This is a genomic window from Paenarthrobacter aurescens, from assembly GCF_041549525.1.
Taxonomy (GTDB): domain Bacteria; phylum Actinomycetota; class Actinomycetes; order Actinomycetales; family Micrococcaceae; genus Arthrobacter; species Arthrobacter aurescens.
In genome coordinates this window covers 1,900,439-1,915,643 of sequence record NZ_CP157456.1, presented here as the reverse complement: position 1 = coordinate 1,915,643, position 15,205 = coordinate 1,900,439, and the positions used below count along the sequence as shown (strand labels likewise).

13 protein-coding genes and 1 pseudogene are annotated in these 15,205 nt (G+C 57.2%); 5 read left to right on the top strand and 9 right to left on the bottom strand.

Annotation, left to right across the window (positions count from 1 at the left end):
* Positions 1–24: 24 nt before the first annotated feature.
* The 9 genes from ABI796_RS08900 to ABI796_RS08860 form a co-directional block, all read right to left on the bottom strand.
* Positions 25–525 carry a hypothetical protein gene (locus ABI796_RS08900; RefSeq protein WP_141282131.1) on the bottom strand — a complete coding sequence of 167 codons (501 nt, stop codon included), beginning with the start codon at positions 523–525 and terminating at the stop codon, positions 25–27.
* A complete protein-coding gene (locus ABI796_RS08895; protein ID WP_281283972.1) occupies positions 522–1,802 on the bottom strand; it encodes a type IV secretory system conjugative DNA transfer family protein in 1,281 nt (426 codons plus the stop codon). The genes ABI796_RS08900 and ABI796_RS08895 overlap by 4 nt, the downstream gene beginning before the upstream one ends.
* Positions 1,803–2,320: 518 nt before the next feature.
* Positions 2,321–3,781 (bottom strand): ATP-binding protein, encoded by a 1,461-nt coding sequence (locus ABI796_RS08890; protein ID WP_141282127.1) that lies wholly within the window; start codon positions 3,779–3,781, stop codon positions 2,321–2,323.
* Positions 3,778–5,268 (bottom strand): SCO6880 family protein, encoded by a 1,491-nt coding sequence (locus tag ABI796_RS08885; protein WP_141282125.1) that lies wholly within the window; start codon positions 5,266–5,268, stop codon positions 3,778–3,780. The genes ABI796_RS08890 and ABI796_RS08885 overlap by 4 nt, the downstream gene beginning before the upstream one ends.
* Positions 5,261–6,679 carry a type IV secretion system protein gene (locus ABI796_RS08880; RefSeq protein WP_141282123.1) on the bottom strand — a complete coding sequence of 473 codons (1,419 nt, stop codon included), beginning with the start codon at positions 6,677–6,679 and terminating at the stop codon, positions 5,261–5,263. The genes ABI796_RS08885 and ABI796_RS08880 overlap by 8 nt, the downstream gene beginning before the upstream one ends.
* Positions 6,680–6,691: 12 nt before the next feature.
* Positions 6,692–7,006, bottom strand: a complete 315-nt coding sequence (locus ABI796_RS08875; protein WP_091551245.1) for a hypothetical protein — start codon at positions 7,004–7,006, stop codon at positions 6,692–6,694.
* A 460-nt stretch (positions 7,007–7,466) separates the two neighbouring features.
* The gene (locus ABI796_RS08870; RefSeq protein WP_170224872.1) at positions 7,467–8,306 is read right to left on the bottom strand and encodes a restriction endonuclease; all 840 of its coding nucleotides are present in this window, start codon (positions 8,304–8,306) and stop codon (positions 7,467–7,469) included.
* Positions 8,307–8,363: 57 nt separating this feature from the next.
* Positions 8,364–9,464, bottom strand: coding sequence for a ParB N-terminal domain-containing protein (locus ABI796_RS08865; RefSeq protein ID WP_141282118.1), 1,101 nt, complete (start codon positions 9,462–9,464; stop codon positions 8,364–8,366).
* Between the two features lie 258 nt (positions 9,465–9,722).
* Complete coding sequence (locus tag ABI796_RS08860; protein ID WP_170224871.1) at positions 9,723–10,418, bottom strand: DUF3223 domain-containing protein; 696 nt, start codon at positions 10,416–10,418, stop codon at positions 9,723–9,725.
* A 1,174-nt stretch (positions 10,419–11,592) separates the two neighbouring features.
* Between ABI796_RS08860 and ABI796_RS08855 the strand changes: the two genes are divergently transcribed.
* From ABI796_RS08855 to ABI796_RS08835, 5 genes and pseudogenes are all read left to right on the top strand, one after another.
* Positions 11,593–12,633 (top strand): hypothetical protein, encoded by a 1,041-nt coding sequence (locus ABI796_RS08855; RefSeq protein ID WP_141282114.1) that lies wholly within the window; start codon positions 11,593–11,595, stop codon positions 12,631–12,633.
* A gap of 56 nt (positions 12,634–12,689) precedes the next feature.
* A complete protein-coding gene (locus tag ABI796_RS08850) occupies positions 12,690–12,905 on the top strand; it encodes a hypothetical protein (RefSeq protein WP_141282112.1) in 216 nt (71 codons plus the stop codon).
* 178 nt (positions 12,906–13,083) lie between these two features.
* Positions 13,084–13,419, top strand: a complete 336-nt coding sequence (locus ABI796_RS08845; RefSeq protein WP_141282110.1) for a hypothetical protein — start codon at positions 13,084–13,086, stop codon at positions 13,417–13,419.
* A pseudogene (locus tag ABI796_RS08840) lies at positions 13,416–13,673 on the top strand (type IV secretory system conjugative DNA transfer family protein); the annotation flags it as partial. The gene ABI796_RS08845 and the pseudogene ABI796_RS08840, both read left to right, overlap by 4 nt.
* 375 nt (positions 13,674–14,048) lie before the next feature.
* Positions 14,049–14,978 (top strand): TraM recognition domain-containing protein, encoded by a 930-nt coding sequence (locus tag ABI796_RS08835; protein WP_336623246.1) that lies wholly within the window; start codon positions 14,049–14,051, stop codon positions 14,976–14,978.
* Positions 14,979–15,205 lie beyond the last annotated feature (227 nt).

Below are 15,205 nucleotides of genomic sequence, written 5' to 3'. Positions count from 1 at the left end.
GAAGCAAGCAACGTCATGACGAAATCAGCTGCGGGTCTGATGGGTGCCCAGCTTCCAGTCCTCGAAGTCCGGCTCTGCCGGCACCATCCTCATGACCGGTTCTTTGTGGCTCTGCAGCCCGACGCACCCGGCGGTCCGCGTGTGGGTTCGGAGACGCTCGACGCCGTGTGGCAGCCTCTCGTGGAACGCCAGCGGACCGAATCCCGAGTCATCTGACGTGAAGGAGGCCGCTTCAGCCCGCTGAAGCGCATACAACTCGGCCACAATCTCCGAGTGCCGCCACCAACAGTCCGGCACCACCGACGTCGTCAGCTGATATGTCGCAACGAACCAGCGCACCCAGTCAAAGAGGCTCTCCCACACGTTCACTGACTGCGCGGATGACATGTCCCGCCATCGATGGGTCACGCCTGCGTTGCGTGGCGACGGTTGGAATGAGGAACGGAACAGTTCCGCGGTTAATTCGTCATCCAAGTCAGATACTCGCCCCACCTCAAAGTCAGAGTCATCCGCCTGCGTGCTCATGAATCAGCCTCGCTGCCTGCTGCCTGCCTACTCAGATGACCAGCAGCCAACTCTCGCTCGGTTGCCAGCTTCGAACGACCAAGCTCAGCGGCATCTTTGCGCTTATGCCAGTCACGCAAGTCCAAGAGAATCGGCCTTGTGCGACGTCCGAGCATGAGCGCCGTACCAACCGGAAGGCGTCGAATCTCGTCCAGACGGATCACAGGGCTCTCCCGAATCTGTTCGCCGTCCTGACGGCCCTGCGACGACCAGGAACGAGTGTTGAGAATGAGGCTGCGCTCCCCCAGCAGGCCCGCCAGCGAGCGCAAGTCACGCTCATCCGATCCCCCACCAAAGATGACCTTGATGATCGCTGAGTCCCAGATTGTGGCCGCCTCCTCGATCGACCATCCACTCCGCGCTTGTGAGAGCGACTGAAGAACTACGAGCGTAGAGATGCCGATACCACCACCATCAGAAAGCACCACCGGCAGACCAGGCCACGGTGACAGATTCGCTATCTCGTCGAGGATCAGGGAAAGCGGTGGATCGAGTCGGCCTCCAGGTGCCACGAAGGCCAGCTCTCGCGCCGCGTTGTCGATGTCGTCGATAAGAGCGGACAGGTAGGGGCCAGCGGCCGCAGCTCCAGAGCGGGTGCCAATAAGGTAGAGAGTCCCCCGTTGCCTGATGAAGCTCTTGGGATCAAACTCTTGAGCTTCGTCCTGTGGGTTCAGCGCCGCCAACACCCTAGGAGATGAAAGCGGGGCCACGGCGGCGGAGACCCCAATCCAAGAGTTCGAGGTGTTCCGCGGGTCATCTTCCAAAATCCCCATCAGATCTGCCTGCCAACCCAACGCCGCACCCGGACGCCCCAGGATATCCAGCGCCTCTCTGGCCAACACCGGGCTGGACGACCATCTGCGAAATGCAGCTATTCCCTCCCCTGACAGCGCTGCCGCATGGAGCAGACACTGGAGCACGATCAGCGAGCGCTTTTGCCATGCAGCATTCTCGCCTTTCATCTCTGTATCTGCGGTGATCACAAGAGCCCGTCGGGTTGCGATGTCCGGGTCACCGCAACCACGTACCGGCGACCAGCGCAGCGTAGTTGGCAGACCCGACATTCCCTGAGGGTCAAAGACGGTCACTGGCCGCCCATCCGACATCCGGGCTCGCATCGTGACCACCAGGTTGTCGGCGCGAGTGGATGTGGTGACAACAGCACCGGGCGCATCGAGAATCGCGTTGATGACCACATATAGCCCTTTGCCTGACCGAGGCGCCCCCTGAATGACCATCGACTCTTCGGTGGAAACATGAATCGTCACTCCACGGGAGCGCCCAAGTGTCCACGAAACATCGTGAACGCTCGGTTTGCTGAGGCCTGGCCGAGTGTATTGCCCACGCTTGCGAACGGCTCTGGCGCCAAAGTCCCGAAGTATCTCCGCTCGGCCGGCCACCCCATCCCTGCTCAGAATGTCCTGCCGCAGCCAAGCACCGGACTGTTTCCAGGTTCTCCACGCCAGGGCCGACACAACTGCGAGCGCCGCAAACAACGTGAGAACGACACCCACAATCCACCAGATTGCCCCCACTTCCAAGGTGCAGCTGCTGGAAGTACCAACAATCCAGTCCGGACGGCCAACCAACAAGCCGACGCCCGCAACGGGGTTGAAGAACGACGGCAGCCTCCCGCCGCAGTGCCCAGCGCCGGCAAGATGGGCGGCTGTCTGGACCAACAGGCAAAAGGCCATGTAGCCGGTCAACGCCCAGAGTCCGGCGGAGACCAGAGGACTACTGCTACCCGACCTCGTCCTCACAAGTGCATCCGGTCATCGGTGCCAAAGACTTCCAGCTCGTCCGTGGTCACCCGGTTAGCGACGATGAACGATCGGTTTCCAACCTTCCAGAGCCCTACGCCCTTGGGAAGGTTCTCGACGTGCTCGCACTCAGCTTCGGTGAGACCCAGGGCTTCCTTGGTAAGCCGCATGGCATCATGCTTTTGGCGATAGATGATGCGGCTATCCGCTTCCGTCAGCAGGCCTAGCGCCTTCTGACGGTGACCACTAGTGCTGTCGCCGATCTCGTTGAGGTCCGCCACTTTGTGCATGATGAGCAGGTTCGCGATCCCGTAGGTGCGCGCAAGGCGCCATTGCTCGCTCATCTTGGCCAACATGTAGGGATCGGCGAGCATCCGCCAACCTTCGTCGTACACCACAAGCCGCTTGCCGCCGTCGGGATTTGTCACTGCAGCTTCCAGCCAAGTGGCGCTACAGGCCGCGGCGAGAGATAACGCTTGCTCCGACGCCCCGATGAGCGCAGACGTGTCCATGACCATCATTGGCGCGTCGGCATCGAAGGCCACCGTGGAAGGCGCATCGAACATGCCTTCCAAGTCACCAGAGACAGTGCGCCGCAGCGAGTGACTGACCGCTGCTCCGCCGTCCTTGCCGACTAGGGCGAGCGTTTCTGCGGAAGGACTCAAGAGGTGGTCCAGCACCATAGGAAGGGTCGGCGTCGAGTTTTCCGCGGTGGTTTCCATGAGGGCCATGTCGAGAGCGGTGTGCTCCACAGGATGCAGTGGTGTGCCTTGGCGCATAAGAGACACCAAGGCCACGATCAGTTGCCGGCGCCGCTGCCGGACGACAGCCTGCCACTGAGAGTCCGATAGTGAGCTAGGCCGCGGGCCGGCATCTAGAGGATTCACCCGGGCCGTGCGCCCAGGGCCAACGGAGATGACCTTTCCGCCCACTGCATTGGCCACCGCAACCCACTCGCCCTTGGGATCTGACGCAACAGCCGCTTTCCTCCCCAACGTTATGGAGCGGGCGACCAGCGACTTCCCGCACATGGACTTACCCGTGCCCACTGTGCCAATCACGACGATGGACGGACCGCTGATGATTCCTTTGTCGTACAAGATCCACGGATCATAGGAAAAGGCTCCCGAACCAAAGACGTCAGTTCCTATGTAGGTTCCTTCGTGGCCAAGTCCTGACTCCGTGAGAAATGGGTATGCCGCCGCGAAGGTCATGGTCGAGGCGCGGTGAGGTGCCGGGCGCAGTCTGTGCGGTCCCCATAGTGACTGCGGTTCCCTGCTCCCCCAGTCGCCGACAAGGCGCTCGCGGGCACCGCGCCGTTCCAAGGCTTCGTCGATCCGCTGGCCGAGTTTGCGCTTCTGTGGCAATGACTCAGCGGTTGTCGCCTTTCTGAGACTCTTGCGTTCGGCGCGAGTGCCCGACGGCGTATAGGTCACCTCTTGGTTCTTGAGACTCATCGCAATCCCCTTCCAAGGGGCAGTCCCCCGGCAATGAAGGCTGCCCATTGCTGCCCCGCGAGCAATCGAAGCTCAACGAACGCGCCAGCCGCTGCAGACTCCAGTTCGTGGCGGTGTCGGGCGAGATCCTCCAATGACGCAGCGGTAATCGTCACGAAGGCGGTCGGACGAACATCGCCATGTCCAGCGACGATCTCTTCTTCGCGTTGCGATACTTCTTCTTCCTCGGCTCGCTGCTCTCGCGTGGTGGGTCGGTCGAACCGGGCATTGATCCTGCGGCGTGTTTCGTGGGCTTCCTGTGCCGATCGGATGTCCCGCAACGCCTCCAAAGTTGGAACCGCGCGGATCACCTGCGTGACCGTGTGGCGGAAGTCGCCGACGTAAACCAGCGGGTGCAGGAAACCCGGATACACCTTTTGCCGCGGCCATTCGGCAACCCAGAAGGTCTGATGGAATCCGGAGTCCGTTCGGAGATACGTCCAGTGCTCCTCCACGGCCATGGGGCTCGAACTCAGCCGCCGCTGTCCGGTTGGCTGGGCAGACTGCGGATCGCTGTCATTCTTCGCCGAACCTCGAGAGACCGTCTCAGGATCAAAGGAACCCCTGAACACTTCAAGTAGCCGGGACTCCGAAAGCCACTCGTCCACCCGAACTCCATGAGTTGCCAGAGAAGTAGTGATTGCCTGCACCTCCAAACGCAGAACACGCTCGAGTCCGGCTATGCCTCCGCCCGATTCCTTGATGCGCCTCCTCGACTTGGCGGTATCCACAACAACGGACAACAACACGTCGTGACTCATGGCGGATCCGGCAGCGGCTATCAAGTCCTGATATGCCACCTCGCCCCACGAATTGCCCCGAGGATGGCCGCCAGTCTGCACGATGGTGTGGTCATAGAAATCCTGGAGGGCTGACGAAGGGTACGGAACCGTATAGTCCTGAACGGCAACCCTTGCTAAGTCCGAGCGTTGCGCGAGTCCCGCCTGCACGCGCGACCATGCCTGCGCAGCCCAAGCTTTGTCATCGTCGTCGAGGAGAGCGAATGACCTGGTGGTACAACGCAAAACGACCGTTGCTTCCTTTCCCTGCGGGTCGACGACAAAGCACTCTCCACGGCTGGTCATCTGGAGCTGGAGGCTGCCGAGTCCGCCTGGCAGCGCAATCTTTCCCGCTTTCAGCGCCTTCTCGGGACGGGCAAGGTATCGTGTCTGGCCCAGAATCAAACGCACGAAGAACAGGGTGATGAGGCTAACCCAGATGGGATAAGGGATCCGAGCATGTTGGAGTACCCCCATGAGCACGAGCAACAGCCAGATGGGACTCATCGTCGTCAGTCCGACCGGACCTCCCGCCGCAGAGGCAATAATCGCCGTCAGGACGCCGAGGGCCAGCAGCACGAGCTGGTACCACTTGAGCCCCATGAAGATGCCGCGGCGCTCGTATCGGGGAAATTTGACGGCCTCAAGGGCGCGCGTATCTTCAGTCATTGCGTTTCTCCGGAGGGAAGTGTCCTTCAGAAGCCTTGGGCCTGATGGGCGGCAATTGGGATGTGGGTAGCGTTCTGCCGGGACTTCGCAGTTCGGGCTGCCGAGGGGTTCTGGGGCGGTTTGGCTTTGGCAGTCCTACGGCCGGGTTCCCGCCTCGCGCCGAGGGTGTCCCAGACGATGCTTGCTTGCTCTGCTCGGTGACGACCTCTCCACTCACTACGTCGTTCTGCCTTGCGGCGCCCCCGCGAGCAGGGTTTGCTCCGTACGACGCAGGAGCGTTTGCACCGGAGGCGGGTATCGGCGTGGCACTCGCTAGGCTGCGCGGCAGTGGCACTGACGGTGCCAGTACGCGCGGTGGGATGTCTTTGCGACTTGAGGGAATTGGTCGAGCTAGCGACGACCTGCCCAACATTGATGCGATCGTCATGCGGCCACCGAGCTGTCGGCTGAATTGTCTCGATGCGACGCTGCTACTGCGGGCAAGAACATGGCCGCCGCCAGCCGTTTGAGCCGCTGCCGCAAGTTCCCCACCCGCGAAGCTCACCAGCCTCAGCGCCATCAATGGCGCGCCGCAGGCAAGAACCATACCGACAGTGCCGGCCGCCAACCCGGCAAAGGACGTCGAATCCGCAAATAGTTTGATCGCCGCGGCCAGTACTGTCGCCGCGAGTGGCTTCGCCAGCAAGAGTGCGACGACGACTTCGCACCACCGTCCGGCCCAGGCCTTTGACTTCTCCCAGGGCATCATCATGAGGGCGACCGGCGCGACGGCCGCGAGGACGGCGAGGGCGAACGTCCTGAAGATCATCGAGCACATAAGGATGAACGCCAGGATCCACACCACGATGACTGCCATTACGGTCACTATCGCGCCGCCGACGGCTCCGCCTTGATTGCCTGGCGCAAGGGAGATGACATTCCATTCGCGCTCGGAGCCTTGGGGAGCTCGTTCGAAGCCGAAGAGCCGCATGAACACGACGTACGGATCTGTCCCGATTGACTCCAAGAGAGCGGTCGAAGCGGAGTCGGTCACTCGGGTGAGCTGCTGGACGAGGTAGACCGCGGCGGCAACCAAGGGAACCGCTGCAGCTCCCCCGATCAGAGCTCTGATCAGCCGGCGAGGTTGCTGGCTAATCAGTCCGGAGAGGAGTTGAAGGATCATCACGACAACCAGCGGAGTCATCATCACGATGGCCCACCAATTGGTTAGTCCGCCGATCGCCGCCCATTGTGAATCGTCGACTTCGGAAACGCTGAAGGCCCCCGTGATGAACCCCCACATCCACGAGGCGATGTTCTGAAGGACGTTGGCGAAGATGGAAGTGATGGAACCTTGGACGCCGTCGTTGGCCTGGGAAACCAGTCCGCAACCCGGCGGCCACCAACCGTTGAGGTCACACTCGATAGGCATGATCGCGAGCGGCTAGAAACCCAACGGAAAGGCCGTCTGAGACCAGAGTATGTATCCGTTGATGCCGCCGAGGATTGCTGCGACGGGGCCGGTCCACAGCAGGATCACCCCGCCGCCTGAGGCCAGCCGCGACGATTGGCTCAGTTTGCCAGCCAACAGCATTGCCGCCCCGATTATCGCCACGATTGCAATGACGATGAAGGCGCCGACGAGGATGCCGCCGCCGATCTGCTTGAGTGACTCGAGAAAAGGAAAGTTCGCGTTTGGTGTGATCCCAGGATCCACCGCTGCCAGTACCATCTGGTGCTCCATCCAGTCGTCTTCCAATGGAATGAGCTGATTGGGCTCACGACTTCATGGGGATGGTTTCAGGGAACGACATGATGTCCTAACGCTACTTTGCCTCTGGTACGAGCCTCATTACCGGATGCTCATCCTCGCGGCGAAGATCAAAAGACTCGAACACTGTTCGATGCCTAGACTCCCTGCACCGTCCGCAGCTCGCATTGAGATTGCACGGGTGCCTTGCATAGCAAATGACATGCCTAGGCCTATCACCCGACTATCCACCCATGTACACCAGCGGCAACTAAATAGGCGGATACCTGGTGCCAGCACAGCTTGTACACGCTGGGATATGTCTGCACCCCTATCCGGATCTCCGAAGCTTCGTCGGTTCAGCCGTGTCTCCCATCAACAAGATATATCCCTTCTAGAGGGGGCCTTCATTGGGATGCTCGCATTGGAGATCTTCCCACTCCGCAGTCAAGGTCCAGACATTCAGCAGTCACGATGAAGTATCCGACAATTGCAGAGCGATCCAGTCGCGGGCGTCATGTAGTTCAAAAACGTCGTTAACCACTCCAATCTCATTGTCCGCCAGGAATTCGGCTAGGGCGTCACCGTCCATTACGATGATCCCGGAGCGCCTGCTGAGGCGCCGGCTGTCTGCGCTTAATTCCCCTGTGGTCAGAAATAGATAGAAGACCGGGTCAAAGACCCTGATCCTTAACGAGGCAAGAGCTGACCCATCATCCGCCGAAACGCCCGCTCGGGCAAGCGCGACTGATCCAGCCAACTCCCTAAGTTCGGGCGTTGATGCCACTCCCTCGTAGTGTTTTGCTTGCCCTACCAGCCAAATGTTGAGGTTCTTGTCGATACTGGGCAGAAAATACTCTTGGTTCAGTTTTCCGCGTAAGGATAGGAGCCCGTGAAAGTCTATGCCTTGGTCATTAGAAGGCCTCGTGAGAACTGGCCGGTCACATCCGAACAACGAAAGTACGCCTTTACAGACAGCTTCAAATTCACGTGGGCTTACGGACCGCAGGAACTGTGTGTATAGTCCATGGTTTGCCCTGCGTGCCTTTGCCTGCTTCACCGATTCAGAATCGTTCGGCTCCGCAAAACATGCCCCCTGAATGAGGGTATCTGTGGAGGAATTGAAGTCATATCGCGCATGCTGACTGTCGACGCGACGATCGTTGAGGTCATCAACCAAGCGTTTAAGGAACACAGAAGACCAACTTGCGCACTTTTCAACCAGTTCCTCATGAGTGAGATCCGGGAACCAGCCTTCGGCAACAATTATCTCCAAAAGTAGGTCTTCAGCAGCAACGGGCGCTCGCACGACATCGAATTGTGCAATGACGATGAGCGCGGCGCTACGTGGCCCCGGGCGCAAGGGCTAGTCCACGGCTAGTTTGGCATATGTCTGAAGAACATCGGAGGCCGTCTGTTGAACTCGGCGGACGACGTCCAGGTCCTGACTCTTCATCTTTGCTAGTTCAAGAGCGCTGATCTGATTCATTACCGTGATTGCCTCGGACACTTGACTCCGCCATGTTCTTGATAACTCCTCCGCCTTTGAGACTCCAAGCGCGTCTGCAAAGCTCCGGTCTGGATCCAAAAGGATTTGTCTGGCGTCAGGGTTTGGCAGAATGTTTCTTAGTTCACGAACTTGGGTGTAGCTGGGCAGCTTCGGACCTCGAACATCACTTCCCTCTTCGTCGCTACCGAGAGTGGATTCGGTTATAAGTGAATAAAAGACATGGAGTTGGTCTTCGTCGGTGAATCTGAGTGATCTGTCATCCCAGGAGAGCCAAGTTCGGACGGCTGGTATGGCAAGGGCTTCGTGAAATATTGGATACATGCTCGATGATGCCAGATCCATGTACTCCTCGTCGTTGCGCATTTGCTGCAAGGCCTTGAAAGCACGGTACCGGCGGTTGACTTCTTGTGGAGACATTCCCAGGCGCGAAGCCACCTCCTGAGTATCAAAACCGTACTCATCACGAAGGTCGGTCACCAGCTTGGCACGCTGGTAGCCGCCCCATTGCTTGATCCCACCGACATGTCGGACGCCCATGATAGCGAGATAATCCCCATTTCCGGCCTCCGCTTCGATCGAAACTACGGGAACTCGATCAAGCACCTCTAGGACGTCGCTTCGCACGTTTACGCCAGCGTCGTGATCTTCTTTGATCCACCGAAGGGCAGCCAGCCGGCGGTTGCCTTCTACAACCAAGTACGAAGCGCCGTCGCCGTACTTCCTCACGACAAGTCGTTCAACCGTTAGGAAGCCGTTCGCAAGAATAGAATTCTTTAGTTCTGTAATGTTCTCAGTTCGAATACGGCGGTAAGCACGGTCCTGCACTGACTTCTCCGCGAATCGCCCCTCGTCAGCAAGAACAAAGCCCGGTTCATCCTGGAATCTGAAGTTGTTCGGGTCGAGCAACAAGTGTTGGAGGGGCAGCTCCATATCCGCGTAAATCGCCGGTGCTGTCATGGATTTCCTCCAAGGTTTTTTCTCGTGGCGGCGGCGATGCCGACTACTTCACATCTTAGGCCGAGTCTAGTTTCAGACTCCCTCTTCTAGCACCTAGGACGAGACTCAGTAGACAACCCAGCACATTGGAACAATGAAGCACATACTACAAAACTCTAGCCATGATCCAGGCACCCCTGTTGAGGTCGCTCTTTGGAGTCAACACCATCCTCTGATGGAGGACTGACCCTGAAATCAGACAACGTCAGTTACGCCGGACTATCTAGATCTGGCAGCATTTTCTTGAGGAGTTGCTAGCCCCAGAACAGCATGATCTCGGTGGTACTGGATCCAGGACGACCGAATCTCTTCACTCACGATGACCTCCCCCAACGACTGATCGAGCCGCCGTGTTTCGATGGCCGAAGTCTCGGCGAAGCGAGCAACAAACCCGCGTACCAGTTCGCCCCACCGTGGCATGTCATGGACGACGTCGATGGCGTCACCTGAGTGCAGAATCTCACCGCTTAGACAAGAGATGAGTGGCTTGCCTGATTCACGCCACGATGCCAAGAACTCGTCGGTTACCGGCCGGATCGCAAGTCTGAGGGCCCGATCCACTCGAGCCTGTTCTTGTCGCGCACCTCCAACGTCAGCGAGCCCCCGGATGACTCCCCCATAGCCAAAATCGATCAGGTCGTCCACGCCGCGCTGCTTGATCCAAACACCGTAGTTGCCCGATCTGGCCTTCAAGGAACCGTTTCGGCGAACTTGGAAGTACTCAATCCCGGCGCCAACTTTTTCATCACGATGACGGTGCTCATCAACCAAGGCTCGGAAGAAGGCATCATCCGCGGGGTCGGACACACGACCGTCGGGAGTATATTTGTCGCGAATTCGCTTACATTCTTCCTTTGCCTTATTTTCGGAAGAAAACCTATAATTCCCAAACACGATAGGACGACTGGCTGCCACTACACACCTTCCCTCGATCAAGTTTCCCTCGTCGCATCGTAGCGGGTTCAGCCGGTGGTGCAGTCATGAACGTTGGCGAAGAGGTGTGCCATGACGCGCTGCCCACTCAACGTCAGGCTGAGGTTCCTTGCCAACGCCAGCTGGCCCCTTCGCCAACAACGCCCGTTTCAACGACTACCCCCGGGCGGCCGGACATCTGAGCACGGCAGCGAGTGTTCTCTACGCAAAGTACCAGGCTGACATAGATGGAGGGCCCCGCTCCCGCATGGAAACACCCTTGCGTGGTCGCCACAAGTGAGCAACAGGTACATATGAAAAGTGCTAAGACACCCCAACCGGCGCCAAAATGTTCCACGGCAGAGCCTGGAATCCCAGCTTCCCACCTAAGCAGTACGCTTTCCTGATCAACTCCTGCGAGCACCCTAAACTGGAAGTGAGAGCGTTGCAGCTTCGCCCCCGCTACTAAGAGGGTGTCCGCATGCGGAACCACGCTTGACTACGAACGGCCCTTCAGTCGCCCAATTCGTCGGGCGGCGAACTTCTCCGCCCCGGCGCGTCTTGATTTGGGGAGACCAATCTCGCATCTGGCTTTACCGGCATCGCTGTTTTCTCTAGCAGCTACTAGGTATCGGCGTCCGGGCCACTGCCGCTACTCCGGCGAGAGCACTCTAGTTTTAGGACATGAAGCAGTAACTGCGATTACAACCGAGGTTTTGTCGATGATCCATAGCGGCACCGCGGCGACTCTACGAGCCACATCCAGCCACCTGCTGAGTTCAGCCCCTGCTTCAACAACAACTTCGATCCTGTGAATGCTGAGCCACCCTAACGACCTTGAGGTTCATCACGCCTAGATACCAGCAAAATCAGAACTTTGACCCAAGGTATTGATTCCGCCAGGCGTCCGCCGCCAGCCTGGTATAGGGAAGCTTCATTCGGAAACCCAGTAACCCCGTGGAATCAAGAAGCCCAATCGAAATAGACTTTCAACACTCGAGTTGCGCACCATAACTCAGTCGACCCTGCAGCCCTAAGTTGCCCTGATAAGCCCAGAGAAGCACGCCAACCGGCGGCCTACCTAGGTCACTTCGCCACATGGCAGTCAAAGTTGCCGCAAATGTACACAACGATCCACACGACTTCAACGCACTATCCGGGTGGTTCGAAATTTTCATTGAAGAAGATCCACCGCCACATATACTTAGGGCACGGCCGGGCGCGTGCCGCTACGTGGAGCATAGACATGCCTCTCCATCTTGAGGCGGTCATAGCGAGAAGGTGGGCTGTCATGGGCAGTAGAGAGAGTGAAGCCATAGGTTTCTCCACACCAGTCAACGGTCAGGTCATAGATCCGGAGCTAGGCCAGAAGTTTCAAGAGACAGACGTCATCATGGGACTTCGAGGTTTAGCCGATGTCGCACAGGACAAACTTTCGAGTCCAGGATCAATACTGTCTCCTAGCGAAATAGACAGGCAGTTGCGTTCTGAAAGCCGTGACGCACTAAGCAGTGATGAGCAATTGGCCATGGCGGAGATGAATGTGCTGCTTGCCAAGTACGGGCAAACCCCGGCCAACAGCGTCGAAGGGCTCATTAAACTTAGAAAGATGCTAACGCAGATTTACAAGGACAACTCGATTGTCCCCGCGGAGACCAAGCGTGAGCTCGCCGTACTGGAGAGAAATTTAGCCGTCGTGGAACAGACACGAGAACTGTTCATTACCCGAAGGATCACAGAGGAGCGCACAAAGGGTAATAAGGCGTTCATCAGCTCTTTGAAGAGCGAATGGGATATCAATGCCGTTGAGTCGAGGCTTGACGTTCAGCGGATTGAAAAACAGGGCGTGATAGATACTGCTCACACCCAAGCCCTCGAAAGTAAGGTTATCAACACCAAGAAGACTGGGCTACTGAACAATGACTATTCAATCATTGATAAGGTAGTTGATAATGATCGCCTTGAAAAAACAATTGATGCGCACAAGAAGACTGCATCAATCGTTTGGATGAAGGTCGCCCGGCCTTTTCTAAAGCCAGCCATCAAAGTAGCGGTGGTAATTCTTCTTGTTGGCATCGTTTTCTCGTTCTTCGTTGAGACCTCAAAGACACCGATGTATCCCCTCTTGAGTCCCTTCAACGACATCCGCCACCTCATCCTTGATCCCGTCTGGATTACACTAACAACTGCAATAGAGTCAGCTTCAAAGCCAAAATAGTCTTATGCTGCTGCTTGATCCAACTCCTGCTACATGGGTAATCGCGAGGATACTAAATGAAGCTAATGAATACGTCAAGTGATCACATGCTAACGATAAAGATGACGAGAACTGAACTGGCAACCCTGGCCGATATTGGACTTGAAATAACCATAGGTGCTCTAAAAATATCGGACAATGAATGGAAATCAGCCGCATTGCCAGCTACCAAGGATGAGGCATGCGCCTTGTTCGATGAACTCCGCCGTCTTCTGATAGAAGCGCGGCAATAGATTGTGGTCATGTAATGACTTTCTCCAATCTGGTAGCGCTGCCCAGCGTTCTGCAATTTCGGGAATCGCTTCCGGCCATGCCTACGAGAAGCACGGCGCAGATATCCCGGGGGCCTCACCGCGAGATTTTGCTGCTTCAGCGATGAGAGACCTGAACACCGCTGACCACGTATACGTTATGGACCAAGATAGCGGACAAAATATTCTTTTTGGGAATACCTCGTCGGGAATGGTCGGCATACTGAATACATCACATCCTGACCTGTCTACCTACTTTCGGCCTGGCGGACAGTCTGTCAATGAGTATCTCGAAAATAAAGTTGCAGATGTTGCGGACTTCGGTGTGAAGGAAGTCAGCGAAAAAGAAGTACAAGATATAAACAAGTCTGTCTCCGTGGATCACGCGGCCAACTACCATCAAGGTCCGCAGATTTCAGGACCCACCCTAGAACGCGGCGTCTCGTCTGAGCTAAGTCAGGCCGATTCCCTTAGCGAACCAGCGTTGGAACGATGACAGGGGCACCGGCTGGTTTCAGTTCCGCGTCGCTGGCGCGTGCATTACACAGCTCCGGAAAGGCTCTGTATCTGGGCTCCGATGAAATAGGACCAATTTTCGGAACACGGGAGGACCACCTCCTCGTGATCGGCCCTCCTAGGTCCGGCAAAACCTCGGGGCTTTTCGCACCGACGATTGCATGCCACCCTGGACCGGCGGTAGTGGTATCTATCCGCGATGACCTAGTACGCGATACTCGTTCGGCCCGGACTGCAATAGGTCGCGCATTCGGTGGAGAGACCGCTGAAGTCCTACTGGCCGGCACTGTAGCCACTGATTCCTCATCGCTGGGCTGGAAGATTTCGGATGGGTGTGAAAACTGGATAGTCGCTAAAGACCGGGGCGTATCCCTAGCGCATACAGCCGTTCCTCCCTCCAACGGCGATACTTTTTGGAGAGAAAGCGTCTCCGTCGCCCTCGCAGGATGCCTTCATGGTGCGGCATTGCTTGGGCATAGCGACAATCAACTCATTGCTAATATTCGGCAGGCCAATCTAGACGTATATCGCAACAGCATCGAGGTCTTAGACCCCGAGGGCTTGCATCCAAGCAGCCATTCATTTTCATGGCTTTATAACGACAGAGTCATGACCGACAACACTAGAAAGTCGCTTCTCGCTGTGCTCAGCGGACAAGTGCTCGGCGGATTCGACTATCAAGATGTCTCACGATTGCATTCGGTAGACATCCAGGAGTTTGTCAAAGGCTGGGGCACACTTTATGTGACCGTCCCTTACGAGCGGAAAGATGTCCTGTCCCCACTTGTCACGGCTTTTATCGAGGCAATAATCGGCGCGTGGAGGCATCAGAACCGTCCGGGTGTCATTGCTAGAGGTACCCTACTGCTTGCGTTAGACGAAGTGGCAAACATTGCGCCACTACCGTCGCTCCCAGGAATCGTAACTACAGGTGCGGGTGATGCAATTCAAACAATTCTTGGACTGCAGGGGCCCTCCCAAGCGAAGACGTGGGGCGACCAAGCTGACACCATTATGGGTGGTACAAGTCATGTCGCGCTCTTTCCTGGGCTCCGAGCTCACGAATATATTCGGTCACTAGCCGACGCCTCGGAGCAAGTCATTGCCTACAGCCCGACCATATCTGTCTCCGGGAGCCTGCCCGCAGGCGAACGATTTGCAACAGCTGAGCGTCTGACGGACGAGCGAAGGTATATCGAGCAGCAACTTGCTCAAAATCGGAACCGGTCAGCCCAGCTCGCTCGTCTGCAAGCTGCCGTTCATCTCGCTGCACAACGTCGTCGGGATGGCTTATGGACCCGCGAAGACGATGTCACTACTCCGCACGGTGTGCTGAACGAAGTTATGGGATACACAGATGTCAGTCTCGACATTGATCGTCGTGCCAGCATCGAGCCTAGTGACATCACTCATCGACCGAAAGGTGAACTTAGTCTTGTCACGGGCGCGAAAGTTTTCTTTCTAAGGGTGCAGCACTGGTCACTAGACCCATTCTGGACTCCTGTGCTGAATGGGACAATCGATCGAGGACATTCATGATCGATAGCGCCAGGCTTCCTTTGGTCAATCGGCGCAAAGAACAAAGACATCCTGAAGCTCCATCCAGAGCGAGTCGTTGTTGCCGCTGGCTTTGGCGCTAGGTCTTCTGGCCAGCTCGTGGACTCGACGACAGGTAAGCCTTCTGGGCTGCGGTACGACACGAGCCCTTCCGATATGCGCGTGTAGGCAGGATTTCCGCTGCTATATGCCGGTCGTTTTGCCAATCC

Excerpts from the sequence above, each read along its gene's own strand:
- ABI796_RS08900 (WP_141282131.1), bottom strand. The coding sequence starts at position 525 with ATGAGCACGCAGGCGGATGACTCTGACTTTGAGGTGGGGCGAGTATCT.
- ABI796_RS08895 (WP_281283972.1), bottom strand. The coding sequence starts at position 1,802 with ATGGTCATTCAGGGGGCGCCTCGGTCAGGCAAAGGGCTATATGTGGTC.
- ABI796_RS08890 (WP_141282127.1), bottom strand. The coding sequence starts at position 3,781 with ATGAGTCTCAAGAACCAAGAGGTGACCTATACGCCGTCGGGCACTCGC.
- ABI796_RS08885 (WP_141282125.1), bottom strand. The coding sequence starts at position 5,268 with ATGACTGAAGATACGCGCGCCCTTGAGGCCGTCAAATTTCCCCGATAC.
- ABI796_RS08880 (WP_141282123.1), bottom strand. The coding sequence starts at position 6,679 with ATGCCTATCGAGTGTGACCTCAACGGTTGGTGGCCGCCGGGTTGCGGA.
- ABI796_RS08865 (WP_141282118.1), bottom strand. The coding sequence starts at position 9,464 with ATGACAGCACCGGCGATTTACGCGGATATGGAGCTGCCCCTCCAACAC.
- ABI796_RS08850 (WP_141282112.1), top strand. The coding sequence starts at position 12,690 with ATGAAGCTAATGAATACGTCAAGTGATCACATGCTAACGATAAAGATG.
- ABI796_RS08845 (WP_141282110.1), top strand. The coding sequence starts at position 13,084 with ATGGACCAAGATAGCGGACAAAATATTCTTTTTGGGAATACCTCGTCG.
- ABI796_RS08835 (WP_336623246.1), top strand. The coding sequence starts at position 14,049 with ATGACCGACAACACTAGAAAGTCGCTTCTCGCTGTGCTCAGCGGACAA.